The sequence below is a fragment of the Paenibacillus albicereus genome (assembly GCF_012676905.1).
GTDB classification, from domain to species: Bacteria; Bacillota; Bacilli; order Paenibacillales; family Paenibacillaceae; genus Paenibacillus_O; species Paenibacillus_O albicereus.
Genome location: NZ_CP051428.1, coordinates 1,160,876 through 1,174,321, shown reverse-complemented (window position 1 = coordinate 1,174,321; position 13,446 = coordinate 1,160,876). Strand labels below are relative to the sequence as shown.

At 65.9% G+C, this 13,446-nt stretch carries 8 protein-coding genes and 1 pseudogene; 3 read left to right on the top strand and 6 right to left on the bottom strand.

Annotated elements, in window-relative coordinates:
- Positions 1-68 precede the first annotated feature (68 nt).
- Positions 69-1,373 (top strand): BaiN/RdsA family NAD(P)/FAD-dependent oxidoreductase, encoded by a 1,305-nt coding sequence (locus HGI30_RS05180; protein ID WP_168906668.1) that lies wholly within the window; start codon positions 69-71, stop codon positions 1,371-1,373.
- Positions 1,374-1,497: 124 nt separating this feature from the next.
- Here HGI30_RS05180 and HGI30_RS05175 read toward each other — a convergent pair whose 3' ends face one another.
- The 3 genes from HGI30_RS05175 to xylA form a co-directional block, all read right to left on the bottom strand.
- Positions 1,498-1,881, bottom strand: a complete 384-nt coding sequence (locus HGI30_RS05175) for a hypothetical protein (RefSeq protein ID WP_168906667.1) — start codon at positions 1,879-1,881, stop codon at positions 1,498-1,500.
- Between the two features lie 1,343 nt (positions 1,882-3,224).
- Positions 3,225-4,739, bottom strand: coding sequence for a xylulokinase (xylB, locus tag HGI30_RS05170; protein ID WP_168906666.1), 1,515 nt, complete (start codon positions 4,737-4,739; stop codon positions 3,225-3,227).
- Entirely contained in the window at positions 4,732-6,045 is a 1,314-nt protein-coding gene (gene xylA, locus HGI30_RS05165; protein ID WP_168906665.1) for a xylose isomerase, read from the bottom strand. Before xylA ends, xylB begins: the two co-directional genes overlap by 8 nt.
- A gap of 191 nt (positions 6,046-6,236) precedes the next feature.
- Here xylA and HGI30_RS05160 point away from each other — a divergent pair, with 191 nt between their 5' ends.
- The gene (locus HGI30_RS05160; RefSeq protein WP_168906664.1) at positions 6,237-7,409 is read left to right on the top strand and encodes an ROK family transcriptional regulator; all 1,173 of its coding nucleotides are present in this window, start codon (positions 6,237-6,239) and stop codon (positions 7,407-7,409) included.
- A gap of 102 nt (positions 7,410-7,511) precedes the next feature.
- Here the strand turns inward: HGI30_RS05160 and HGI30_RS05155 are convergent, their stop codons facing one another.
- The gene (locus tag HGI30_RS05155) at positions 7,512-8,870 is read right to left on the bottom strand and encodes a sodium-dependent transporter (protein ID WP_168906663.1); all 1,359 of its coding nucleotides are present in this window, start codon (positions 8,868-8,870) and stop codon (positions 7,512-7,514) included.
- 218 nt (positions 8,871-9,088) lie between these two features.
- Here HGI30_RS05155 and HGI30_RS05150 point away from each other — a divergent pair.
- Positions 9,089-10,636: pseudogene (locus tag HGI30_RS05150) on the top strand (catalase); the annotation flags it as partial.
- A 102-nt stretch (positions 10,637-10,738) separates the two neighbouring features.
- Here HGI30_RS05150 and HGI30_RS05145 read toward each other — a convergent pair.
- Together HGI30_RS05145 and HGI30_RS05140 are read right to left on the bottom strand one after the other, a co-directional pair.
- Entirely contained in the window at positions 10,739-12,307 is a 1,569-nt protein-coding gene (locus tag HGI30_RS05145) for a methyl-accepting chemotaxis protein (protein WP_168906661.1), read from the bottom strand.
- A gap of 172 nt (positions 12,308-12,479) precedes the next feature.
- Positions 12,480-13,256: a ThuA domain-containing protein gene (locus HGI30_RS05140; protein ID WP_168906660.1), complete on the bottom strand. Its 777-nt coding sequence runs from the start codon at positions 13,254-13,256 to the stop codon at positions 12,480-12,482.
- Between the last annotated feature and the right edge of the window lie 190 nt (positions 13,257-13,446).

The window sequence follows — 13,446 nt, the reverse complement described above, 5'->3', positions numbered from 1 at the left end:
TTCGCTTTTGCTCCGCATTTGGTACACTGATTGTAGCCTATATCTGCAAAAGGAGAGAAGCGTCGCGAATGGCAAGCCAGCATAGATTCGACGTCATCATCATCGGAGGGGGACCGTCCGGCCTCATGGCCGCCGCGGCGGCGGGCCGCGAAGGAGCTCGCGTGCTCCTGCTCGACAAGGGCAGCAAGCTCGGACGCAAGCTGGCCATATCCGGCGGCGGACGCTGCAACGTCACCAACAACAAGGAGCCGCAGGAGCTGATCCGCTATATTCCGGGCAACGGCAAGTTTCTGCACAGCGCCCTTTCGGAATTCGGCAGCCGGGAGATCATCGGCTTTTTCGAGGCGCTCGGCATCCGGCTCAAGGAGGAGGACCGGGGGCGGATGTTCCCCGTCTCGGACAAGGCCAAGACGGTCGTCGACGCGCTCATCGCCTCCGTGAAGTCGAGCGGAGTCGAGGTCCGGACGAACGAAAAGGCGGCCGGGCTGCTTCTGGCGGACGGCCGCGTCCGCGGCGTCCGGCTGAGCGACGGCCAGGAGCTGCTCGCGGCGGCGGTCGTCGTGGCGACCGGCGGCAAGTCGGTGCCCCACACCGGCTCGACCGGCGACGCTTATCCTTGGGCGGAAGCGGCGGGCCATTCGGTGACGGAGCTGTATCCGACCGAGGTTCCGCTGACGTCAGCCGAGCCGTTCATCCGCGACCGCAGGCTGCAGGGCTTGTCGCTGCGGGGCGTCGTCCTCACGGTATGGAGCGCCAAGGACAAGCGGCTCACGGAGCAGGAAGGCGACATGATCTTCACCCACTTCGGCCTGTCCGGTCCGGCCGCGCTGAGATGCAGCCAGTTCGTCGTCAAGGAGCGCAGAAAAAGCGGTGCTCCGGAAGTCCGGATCACCGCCGATCTATACCCCGACCGCTCCGCCGACGAGCTGTGCGCGGAGCTGCTGTCGCTTGCTGCGGCCGAGCCGCGCAAGGCGTTCAAAAACGTGCTGTCTCCGCTCATGCAGGAGCGGGTGGCGGAGTTTACGCTGGAGCGCTCCGGACTCGATCCGACCGTCACGTACGACAATCTGAACCGCTCGCTGCTGCAGGACTACGCGAAGCTGCTCAAGGCGCTGCCCGTCCGGGTGAACGGCACGCTGTCCATCGAGGAAGCGTTCGTCACGGGCGGCGGCATCCACTTGAAGGAGATCCATCCGAAGACGATGGGCTCCAAGCTCGTGCACGGCCTTTATTTCTGCGGGGAGGTGCTCGACCTGCACGGCTTCACCGGCGGCTACAACATTACGGCCGCGTTCACCACCGGCCGCCACGCCGGCAGGAGCGCCGCCCTCCAAGCGCTGGAGGAGCGCGCCGGGTCGCTCGGGAGCCGGTAGGATTCCACTCGAAGCCGCGAGGCGGTACTAGGAACGGGCCGAGGCCGCGGGGCGGAACCAGGAACGGGCCGAGGCTGCCATGCGCGCCCTCGACCCGTTTCGGCTTGCGATCATGCCCTTCGGATCAGCCGTGCACGTCGCCCGAGAAGTAGCTGAGCGTAGCGGCCTGCTCCGGGAATGCCGGCTCGCCCTCGGTCGCTTCGTCGCGGTTGCGCAGGCCGGACGCTTCGGAACCGGTTGTCTGGCCGAAGCCGTCTTCCCATGCGACGAAGTCTTCGTTGACGATATGGGCCGGAATCGGAATCACGTCCTCTTCCGGAACGTCCAGCTCGCCCCCGTGGGCGAACGCGATCTCCAGCGCCGACGTCAGGTCGCTGCCGCGCAGCGACAATCCTACTTCCTGCGCGCCTTGGGCGGCGGCGTCATAGCCGAGCTCCAGCAGCGTAGCGGCCGCGACAGAGGCGGACTCCGCGTCGTGGAATCGGAACAGCAAGCGGCGGTCGGTCATGGCTTCAGTCTCCTCTGCTCGAAACGGATCGAACCGGTCTTTGCCGGCTCTTCCATACGATAACCAGCGGCGCGGCGGTTTATGAGCGGCGGCCGCGACGGGGCGGACGAGCGCTTGGTGGACACGGGGGTCTGAACGGGCAGGACGCTTGGCGGACACGGGGGGACTGAACGGACGAGCGCTTGGTGGACACGGGGGGACTGAACGGACGAGCGCTTGGTGGACACGGGGGACTGAACGGGCGGGACGCTTGGCGGACACGGGGGTCGGGGCGCTTGGCAGCACAGTTGGGCAGCCAGCGAGCGGCACTTGTCTTTTGGCGGACGCGGCGCTTGGACAGCTAGCAGCGGCACTTGTCGCTTTGCGGACGAGGCCATTGGACAGCCAGCAGCGGCACTTGTCGCTTAGCAGACGCGGCGATTGGACGAGCATCAGGCTGCGGCTCGCGAAAGTGCTCCGGCGCGGCGGGTGGCTCGGACTCTAACGAAACTCTACGACGCTATTGACTCAAAAAAGAGCGTTTTGGAATCGTAACGAAACTCACGAACGCTATCGACGGGCATGGGGGCCATTTTGGTGCACATTTGACCGAATAGCGCTTCTCTGTTTCGTTAGGCGTCAGAAAAGGCGATTTCGAGCGGAATAGCGTTTCTCTGTTTCGTTAGCCCGTTCAAGTCTCTGACTGCCACGCCGGATCGGCTTCTTTCAGGACGACGGATGGCCGCACAGGCCGCTGCCGGACGCCGCCCGCACAGGACGAGCAGAACCGTCCGCAGCCAGTCGATCCTTTGCCCCATCAAAAAAGCGGGAAGCTGACGGAACCATCCGTCTTCTTCCCGCTTTTTTTTCAAGACAGCCCCGCCGAGTTGCGTGCCGAAAGGGTGTCTCCGCAGAGCTTCCCGCCTCTGCCCGCGCAGGCAGGCTGGCGGCCGAGCCCGCGTAACTCGTCGTGGCCTCGCTGCGGCATGCGGCGCTTTCTCGCCTCGCGCCGCCTCGCTAGTCGCCGTCTCGCCACGCGCCGCCTCGCTACGCGCCGTCTCGCCACGCGCCGCCTCGCCATGCGCCGTCTCGCCACGCGCCGCCTCGCTACGCGCCGTCTCGCCCCACGCCGCCTCGCTACGCGCCGTCTCGCCCCACGCCGCCTCGCCATGCGCCGTCTCGCTACGCACCGTCTCGCCACGCGCCGCATCGTCACGCGCTGCCTCGCCCCACGCCACATCGCTACGCGCCGTCTCGCCACGCGCCGCCTCGCTACGCACCGCATCGCCTCGCGCCGTCTCGCTACGCACCGCTTCGCCTCGCGCCGCTTCGCATCACGCCGGCGCCAGGACCCGATGCCTCGGTCAGCCCTGGGCGAGCCCCGCGCGGAACCGGCCGAGGCCGGCGCTGAGCGAGCGCGTCGCCTCGTACACTTGGCGGTACAGCGGATACAGCTCGCGGTACGAGGCCGCCGCCTCCGGACGCGGCTCGTACGTGCGGCCTCGCCGCACGAAGGCTGCCGCGCAGGACGCCAGATCCGGGAACCAGCCGCTGCCGGCCGCGGCCAGCATCGCCGCGCCGAGGCCCGGTCCCTGCTCGTTCTCGAGCGCCGTCACCGGCAGGCCGAACAGGTCGGCCTGGATCTGCAGCCAGTCGGGATTTTTCGCGCCGCCGCCGATCGAGACGATGGAGCGGATGTCGCGTCCCGCCTCGCGGTAGATCGTCAGCGTATCGTTCAGCGAGAACGTGATGCCCTCCATGACGGCCCGCGCCAGATGCTCGCGGCGATGGCTGCCGTCGAGCCCGATGAAGCTGCCGCGGATGTCGGCATCCGCATACGGCGTGCGCTCTCCCGCCAGATACGGCGCGAACAGCAGGCCGCCGGAGCCCGGCGGCACGTCGCCCGCGCCGTCCAGCAGCTCGCTGTAGTCCGCACCGCCCATGACGCGCTTGAACCAGCTCATCGAGTAGCCGGCGCCAAGCGTGACGCCCATCGAGTAGAACGCGCCCGGAGCGCCGTGGTTGAAGAAATGGACCCGGCCGCCGTAGTCTCGATCCTGCTCGCCTTCGTACGAGAGCAGCACCCCTGACGTGCCGATGCTGCAGAGCGCCTCGCCCTCCTGGAGGATGCCGGCGCCGATCGCGCCGCACGCATTGTCCGCGCCGCCGGCGTACACGCGCAGCTGGCCCGAGAGCCCGGTGCGCTCGGCCAGCTCCGGCAGCAGCGTGCCCGTCTGCCCGGTCGACTCGACGAGCGGCGGGCACAGCTCGGCGCCGAGATCGAGCGCCTGAAGCACCTCGGAGCTCCAGCGCCGGTTCGGCACGTCGAGCAGCAGCGTGCCGGCGGCGTCGGAAAGATCCATATGCAGCTCGCCGGTCAGGCGCAGCCGGACGTAATCCTTCGGCAGGACGAAGACGCGCGCCTGGGCGAACGTCTCCGGCTCCTGCTCGCGCACCCACAGCAGCTTGGGCAGCGTGAAGCCCTCGAGCGCCGGATTGCGGGTAATGTCGTGCAGCCTCGTCCCTAGGATGCGCTCGATCTCGCGGCACTGCGCCGTCGTGCGCGTGTCATTCCAGAGGATGGCCGGCCGCAGCGGCTTCAGGTCGTCGCCGAGCAGCACGAGGCCGTGCATCTGCCCGGAAAAGCTCATGCCCTCCACCGTCCAGCCCTGCGGCAGGCCGGGAGCGGCCGACAGCTCGCCGAGAGCCGCCAGCGTCGCCTCCACCCAATCCTCCGGCCGCTGCTCGCTCCAGCCCGGACGCGGGCTCGAGAGCGGGTATTCGCGCGAAGCCTCGGCGGCGATGCGGCCGTCCCTGCCGACCAGCAGGACCTTGACCGCGCTCGTGCCGAGGTCGATGCCGATGACGAACTCAGACACGGTAGATCACTTCGTTGAGCTTCGCCTTGATCTGCTCCAGGCGGCCCGAGCGGTTGTTCATCGGGTTGTTCTGCAGCGCGTACTGCTCCAGCGAGGCGAGCGTCGCCTTGCCGCTGACGATGTCGGCGCCGATGCCTTGCTTGAACGTCGCGTAGCGCTCCTCGACGATGCCGTCGATGACGCGGTCCTCGATCAGCTTGGCGGCCGCCTTCAGGCCCCACGCGAAGCTGTCCATGCCGGCGATGTGGGCGATGAACAGGTCATCCAGCTCGTAGGAGCCCCGGCGCACCTTGGCGTCGAAGTTGACGCCGCCCCGTCCGAGGCCGCCGGCCTTGAGCACCTCGTACATCGTGAGCGTCGTCGCGTACAGGTCGGTCGGGAATTCGTCGGTATCCCAGCCTAGCAGCAGGTCGCCCTGGTTAGCGTCCAGCGAGCCGAGCGCCCCGTTGATGGCGGCGACGCGAATCTCGTGCTCGAACGTATGGCCGGCGAGCGTGGCATGGTTCGCTTCGAGGTTCAGCTTGAAGCGGTCCTGCATGCCGTATTTTTGCAGGAATGCCAGCGTCGTAGCGGCATCGAAATCGTACTGGTGCTTGGACGGCTCCTTCGGCTTGGGCTCGATCAGGAACTGCGCGTCGAAGCCGATCTCGCCGGCGTAGTCGATAGCCATCCGGTACAGGCGCGCCAGGTTGTCGAGCTCGAAGCCCATGTCCGTGTTGAGCAGCGTCTCGTAGCCTTCGCGGCCGCCCCAGAACACGTAGTTCTCGGCGCCGAGCTCCTTGCCGACCTCAAGCCCCTTCTTGACCTGGGCGGCGGCGTAGGCGAACACGTCCGCGCTCGGAGCGGTGCCGGCGCCGTGCGTGAAGCGCGGGTTGGAGAACATGTTGGCGGTATTCCACAGCAGGCGGCGGCCGCTCGATTTCATGCCGTCCTTGAGCAGGGCGACGATCTCGTCGAGGTTGCGGTTCGTCTCTTGCAGCGTATCGCCTTCCGGCGCGATGTCGCGGTCATGGAAGCAGAAGAACGGCAGGTCGAGCTTCTCGAGGAACTCGAAGTTCGCCTCGACGCGGGCCTTGGCCAGGTCCATGCCGCTGAAGCGGTCCCATGGACGCACCGCCGTGCCCTTGCCGAACGGGTCGGAGCCGTCGGCCGTGAACGTATGCCAGTAGGCGGCGGCGAAGCGCAGATGCTCCTCCATCGTCTTGCCGAGCACGACCTGCTTCGGATCGTAGTGGCGGAACGCCAGCGGATTGTCGGTGTCGCGGCCTTCGAACTGAATGCGGTTGATGCCGTTGAAGTATGCCATGAATGATAGCCTCCCTGAAAGTGGTGGATGGTATGAAAACGCTTTTATATAAAGTTCTACCCGTAGAGTACCACTCTTCAACTTAGTTTGTCTACTAAACAAACAAACTTTTTTGTGTTATGCTGGCTTGGACATGGTATCGTAGTCAGCAGAACGAAAAGCGGCTGCAGCCGCTCCATCCGAAGGAGAACATGATGAAATCAACGACGACCGGCGATCCCGCCCTCATCCGCCGCATCAATACCGGCATCGCGCTTGACGCCGTCCTGAAGGGCGAGCCGCTGTCGCGCGCCGCGATCTCGGCCGGCACCGGCCTCAACAAAGCGACCGTATCGTCGCTCGTGCAGGACCTGATCGACCGCGGCCTGCTCACGGAGACGGGCCAAGGCGCCTCGAGCGGCGGACGCAAGCCCGTCATGCTGGAGTTCCGCGCGTCGGCCGGCTGCGCGATCGGCGTCGACGTCGGCGCCACCTACTTGATGGGCGTACGCGCCGACCTGCGCGGCGAGGTGCTCGCCGAGCGGCGGCGCAAGGTGGAGCCTGCCGGCGGCCGAAGCGTCATGGAGCAGCTGATCGCCTTCATCGAGGAGCTGCTGCCCGAATCGCCGCCCCAGCCCTACGGCGTCGTCGGCATCGGCATCGGGCTGCCGGGCATCGTCGACGGCGCCGGCTCGCTCTTGCTCGCGCCGCATATGGACTGGGAGCCGACGGAGGTCGCCCGCCGGCTGGAGGAGCGGTTCGGCGTGCCGGTGCATGCCGACAACGAAGCCAACCTCGGCGCCCAGGGCGAGCGCATCTTCGGAGCCGCCGCCGGCATCCGCCATCTCGTCTACGTGAGCGCGGGCATGGGCATCGGCACCGGCCTCGTGCTGGACGGCGAGCTGTACCGCGGCGCTTCCGGCTTCTCCGGCGAGCTCGGGCACCTGTCCATCCAGTTCGACGGCCCCGCCTGCCGCTGCGGCAACCGCGGCTGCTGGGAGCGCTTCGCCTCCGAGCAGGCGGCGCTCGAGGCCGCGGCCGCGATCGGCTGCGGCAGCCTCGAGGAGCTGACTCAGCTCGCCGCGCAGGGACATCCGCAAGCGCTGCGCATCTGGGGGGAGATCGGCTCCTACCTCGGCATCGGCATCGCTACGATCATCAACGTGTTCAACCCCGAGGCCGTGCTCATCGGCAGCCGCCTGAGCATGGCGGCCCGCTGGCTGGAGCCGGCCGTGCAGCGCGAGGTGCAGGCGCGCGCGCTGCCGTTCCACCGCCGCCAGGCCCGGGTCCGGTTCGCCGAGCTCGGCGACGGCTCGGCCGTGCGCGGCGCGGCTTGGCAGGCCGCGGAGGGCTTCCTCGCCCGCGTCAAGGCCGGCGAGGCGTGAGTCTCTCCTGCTGCCGCTTGGCTGATTAAGGAGTTCAAAAAGGGGCTTCGCCCCTGTCCGCAAGCGGACAGGGGCGAAGCCCCTTTTTTCGTCGAACCGGGATCAGACCGGCTTGACGAAGATCGAATACAGAAGCACGGCCAGGATGAGCAGCGGCGCGACATAACGCAGGCAGAACATCCAGGCCCGGTACCAGAAGCCGGTCAGGCCGGCCTCTTCGCCGGCGCGCTTCCACGCATAGCCGGTGAACAGCGTCACGGCGAGGCCGCCGAGCGGCATGAGCACGTAGGCGGTCATGAAGTCGAACCAGTCGAAGATCGACTTGCCGAAAGGCGTCCAGTCGCTGAGCGGACCGGAGACGGACAGGCCGGCCGGCACGCCCAGCGCGAAGCTGAGCGCGGCGATGATCGCGGCCGCCTTGCGGCGCGACCATTTCCAATAATGCATCGCATAAGCGACCGGCACCTCGAGGATCGAGACGGCGGACGTGAGCGCCGCGATCGCCAGCAGCAGGAAGAACAGGCCGCCGAACAGCGAGCCCAGCGGCATCTGGGAGAACGAGGCCGGCAGCGCCATGAAGGCCAGGCCGACGCCCTTTTGCGGCTCGATGCCGTAGGAGAAGATCGTCGGGAAGATGATGAGGCCCGCGATCAGCGCGTAGCCGAGGTCGCCGACGCCGATCGCGACCGTCGCCTTGCCGAGCGACTGCTCCTTTTGCACGTAGGAGCCGTAGGTGAGCATGCAGCCCATGCCGAGCGACAGCGAGAAGAACGCATGGCCGAGCGCGATCAGCGCCGATTCGCCGGTCAGCACGGAGAAGTCGGGCTTCAGGAAGAAGTCGACGCCCGCGGCCGCTCCCGGCAGCGTCAGCGCGCGGACCATCAGCACGAGCAGGATGGCCAGGAAGCCGGGAATGAGGATTTTGTTGAACTTCTCGATCCCGCCCGAGATGCCTTTGCCGACGATGACGCCGCAGACGATCATGACGACGAGCTGCCAGAACACCGGCCAGCCGCCGGCCGCGAAGTCGACGAAGTGCTGGTCGAAGTTCGTGCCTTGGCCCAGGGAGCCGACGACGGAGTCGATCGTGTACTGGAGCGTCCAGCCCGCGACGACGCCGTAGTAGGAGATGATGAGGAACGCCGTCACGACGGACATGAAGCCGAACCATTTCCACTGCTTGTTGCCGGTGAGGTTGTAGAAGGAGCTTGCGGCGTTGCCGCGCCCGCCCCGGCCGATCGTCATCTCGGCAAGCAGCACCGGCAGGCCGACGATAATGAGGCAGACGACGAACAGCAGGAAGAACGCCGCTCCGCCGTACAAGCCTGTAATGTACGGAAATTTCCACATGTTTCCTAGTCCGACCGAGCTGCCGATCGCCGCCAGGATGAAGCCTGAAGAGGTGAAGCGCTCGGCTTTTTTGCTTTGTCCCAAAGCCGTTTCCTTTGGTGTTTTGTCCATCTCGATATCCTCCGACCGTTGCGTTGATTAAAATACAAAATACAGAATACAAATTTATCGAAAAACGGATGGCCTGTCCACACCAAATCGAGCCAGCCCTCCATTTTGGATCCTGCCCGCATAAATTAACCTTTCTTTGCCAAAATAAACCGGAAGCAACCTCGAGAAGAAAGGGTGCAGACATTTTGGACGAGAACAAGCAAGCAGGCGGGGCCGATCGGACGCTGACGAACCGGCAGGGCCACCCGATCACGGACAACCAAAACATCCGCACGGTCGGAAGCCGCGGGCCGTCGACGCTGGAGAACTATCATTTCATCGAAAAAACCTCTCACTTTGACCGCGAGCGCGTGCCGGAGCGCGTCGTGCATGCGCGCGGAGCCGGCGCCTACGGCGTGTTCGAAGCGTACGGCACTGTCGGCGGCGAGCCGGTGTCCAAGTATACGCGGGCCAAGCTGTTCCAGGAGAAGGGCAAGCAGACGCCGGTATTCGTCCGCTTCTCCACCGTCGTGCACGGCGGCCACTCGCCGGAGACGCTGCGCGACCCGCGCGGCTTCGCCGTCAAGTTCTACACCGAGGACGGCAACTGGGACCTCGTCGGCAACAACCTGAAAATCTTCTTCATCCGCGATCCGCTCAAGTTCCCCGACATGGTGCATTCGTTCAGGCCCGATCCGGTGACGAACCTGAACGATCCGGAGCGCATGTTCGACTTCCTCTCGAACTCGCCTGAAGCGACGCATATGGTCACGTTCCTGTTCTCCCCGTGGGGCATCCCGGCCAACTACCGGCAGATGCAGGGCTCGGGCGTGAACACGTACAAGTGGGTCAACAAGGACGGCACCGGCTATCTCGTGAAGTACCACTGGGAGCCTCTGAAGCAGGGCATCAAGAACCTGACGCAGGACGAGGCCGAGGCGATCCAGGCGAAAAATACGAGCCACGCGACCCAGGATCTGTACGAGGCGATCGACCGCGGAGACTATCCGGAGTGGGAGCTGAGCGTGCAGATTCTCGAGGACGGCGAGCATCCCGAGCTCGACTTCGATCCGCTCGACCCGACGAAGCTGTGGGTGAAGGAGAAGTTCCCGTTCCTGCCTGTCGGCAAAATGACGCTGAACCGCAATCCGGACAACTACTTCGCGGAGGTCGAGCAGGCGGCGTTCGGCACGGGCGTGCTCGTCGACGGGCTGGACTTCTCCGACGACAAGCTGCTGCAGGGCCGCACCTTCTCCTACTCCGACACGCAGCGCTACCGGGTCGGCACGAACTACTTGCAGCTGCCCGTGAACTCGCCGAAAGCTCCGGTCGCCACGAATCAGCGCGACGGCCAGATGGAATACAAGGTCGACCTCGCGCCGGGGCAGAACCCGCATGTCAACTATGAGCCGTCCAGCCTCGGCGGCCTGACGGAGGCCCGCCCGTCCGGCGCGGAGCACGAGCCGGCGTACGAGGCGAGGCTCGTCCGCGAGAAGCTCGATCGGCCCAACGACTTCAGCCAGGCGGGAGATACGTACCGCAAGTTCGAGCCGTGGGAGCAGGATGAGCTCATCCAAAACCTCGTGGACGCGCTCAAGGTATGCCGGCCGGTCGTCCGCGACAAGATGATCGGCCACTTCAAGCAGGCCGACGCCGACTACGGCAGGCGCGTGGCCGAGGCGCTCGCGTCCGCCGAAGCGGTCGATGCGAGCCACCTCGGCAACGAGTCGATGCGCGAAGGCCAGCAGCTGGCCGACCGTTCCGGGCATCGGACCGACGGGTATTGAGCGCAGCAGGCGCTGCCGCCGGCGCCGTTGCGACCAAAAAAAGGCCGTCCGCGATCGCGGACGGCCTTTTTCTCGTTGAATCGGCATTGCCTTCCCGTACGGTCAGCCGGCGGCCGACAGCTGGCGAAGCGCCGCCTCGGATTCTTCGATTCTCGACTGCAGCAAGGTGTTCTGGCGCACGAGCGTCTCGACCGTCGCAAGCAGCTCCTCCAGCGTCGCCGACGACTGCTGCACGACGGCGGCGAAGTCGCTCACCCGCTCCTCCACATCGCCGCTCGAAGCGCTGACCGCGTCCATCTCTTCCCCGATCCGCGCCGCATCCGACTGCAGCGACTGGACGGACTGGCGGATGCCGCCGAACGCGGAGCTGGTCGCTTCGACATGGCCGAGGCTCTCCTCCATGCGCAGCGCGTTCTCCCGCATCGCCTGGCGGGACTGCTCCGTACGGAGAGCGGCCTGCTCGAGGCTGCCGGTCATCCGGTCGGCGGTATCGCCGGCCGTCATCGCCAGCTTGCGGATCTCGGAGGCCACGACGCCGAAGCCCGCTCCATGCTCGCCGGCCCGCGCCGCCTCAATGCTCGCGTTGAGCGATAGCAGGTTCGTCTGGCGGGCGATATCCTGAATGGACGCCGTGAACGGCAGGATGCCCCGGATCGTATCGTTCAGCCCGTCGAACCGATCCTGCAGCTCCTCCATGCTGGTCCGGAACGCCTCGATCGTGCGGCTAAGCTCGCCGACGACGCGCGCGCCCTCGGCGGAAGCGCCCCCCGCCTCCTCGATCTGGCCGACCATCGAGCCGAGCGTGCCCATCATGCGCTCCATCTGCTGCATCGACTCGCTCACCCGGGAAGAGATTTCGCCCATCGTCTCGGCCTGGGTCGTCACCCCGGACGTCAGCTCCTGGAACGCCGTGTTCATCTCCTGGAAGGAGGCGTCGTTCTCGCGGCCGTTCTCGCGGATGCGGCCCATGCTGTCGGACAGCGTCTTGACCGTGGCCAGCGTCATCCGCTCCCGCTCCTGCTCCTTGAGCAGCTGCTCCTGGGCCGCTTCCTGCAGCCCCAGAGCGCGGCGGAAAATTCCGCGTCCGATCTCCGACTGGCAGATCATCGTAATGGCCGCCAGGACGAAGTAAAAGATGAAATAGATCAAATGGTACTGCCCGTCCGGATCGGATTCGGGGAAGGCGAGATATTTATAGAGGACGATGAACAAGCCGCTCAGCGTGCCGTAGGCGAGGGACAGCCGGCTGTTGTACATGATGCCGATCGCCATCAAGTAAAAGGCCGTGAGCGCGTTGAGCGGATCGGACGGATTGTCCTGGATGCCTGTCGCCGCCAAATAGCCGACAAGCATCAGCACCGCGATCGGAATGGCTTTTTCCAGCACGCGCGTCGCGTGGGCTGTCCAGAGCAGCGTCATGACGACGAGCGTCGGAAGCGACATCTTGAGGGCGAACGACAGCGACGCGCCGAAGCCGATCATCATGGCGGACATGAGGAGGATATTGAAGCTGACGATGACGAGCACCGTCTGGTTCCGCTTGCGCAGCTCGGTGTAAGCGGTACCGGCGGCTGCGCTCGCTTGCTCCATCGCGCCCTTCGGCCGCCGCTGGAGCAGCCTGCCGAAAGTAGACTTGTGCTGCGGATTGATGCTGGAAGATGTTGACGCCATAGTATGCCCTCTCTTTTTTCCTGTAGGATAGTCGGTTGCCGTAGTATAGCTATCGACGCCGAACGTTCTTATCGTGATAGAGAAATCCGTGCGCGGAAAAAAAATAAAGCTCCGACGGCTAAACAAGCCGTGGAGCTTTATTGCATGAGGGGAAACGCCGTATCCAGCCGTCTTAAATGCGGCCGGCCGCCCATAGGGAGCTGCGGCGGATCAGCCGCTGCAGCTGCGGGTGCCGGAGCGAGGAGCCGCCGTGGCCCGGCATGAGGGCAACGACGCGGCCGCGGCCGGCCCGATGCGCCCAGGCTGCCGGACGGCGCTCTCCGCCGAGCACGTATTCGAGGATGACCTCGCGGTCCATCGACGGCCGGAACGCATACCGGTAAGGCTCGTCGGTCAGCTCGAACGGCTGGAGGTCCTGGACCGCCGGATGCACGCCGGCCTTGCCGACGACCGGCTCGAAGCTGAGCCGGCAGCCTTCGGGATGCTCCTCGCAGCGCGCCCCCGCCAGATGCTCCAGCAGCGGATGGCAGGCGAGCGAGATGCCGCAATGGAGCAGCACCAGTCCGCCTCCGCGCTCGACGAAACGAGCCAGGCCGGCAGCCTGCCGATCGGACAGCGGCCGCTCCCAGCGGTCGCTGCAGGCGACGATGAGCGACTGGTCCGCCGGCATCTCCTCCTCCAGCAAGCCGTAGCTGTCGCTCGCCTGCACGTCGAAGTCTTCGCCGAGCAGGCGGCCGAGCGCCTCCTGCATCGAGGCCAGCGGATGGCTCTGCGCCTCCCGGTCGCCGAGCAGCAGCGCGCCCAAGCCGGCCAGCTTCCTCGTCGCCGGCCTCGACAGCTCGTACGGCAGCGCCTCCCGCATCATCCGTTCCGCCACGAGACCCGGCACGGCTGCGGCTTCCGCATCCGGCACGTGAGCCATGCCGCCTCTTCCCACTTGGATGACCATATCGTTTCCCTCCCCAACGGTCGATTCGACCTTTTTCTCCCCGCGCCAACGACAATCGACATTGAGCTCGATAACAATCGACAAATCGATACCTATTCTGGATTATACTTCCACACCGCACGGCTGATTCCTGCCGCATCCAAAAACAAACCGACAGCCGCCGGGCCGGCAGCCGATGGAGCTGCCAGCC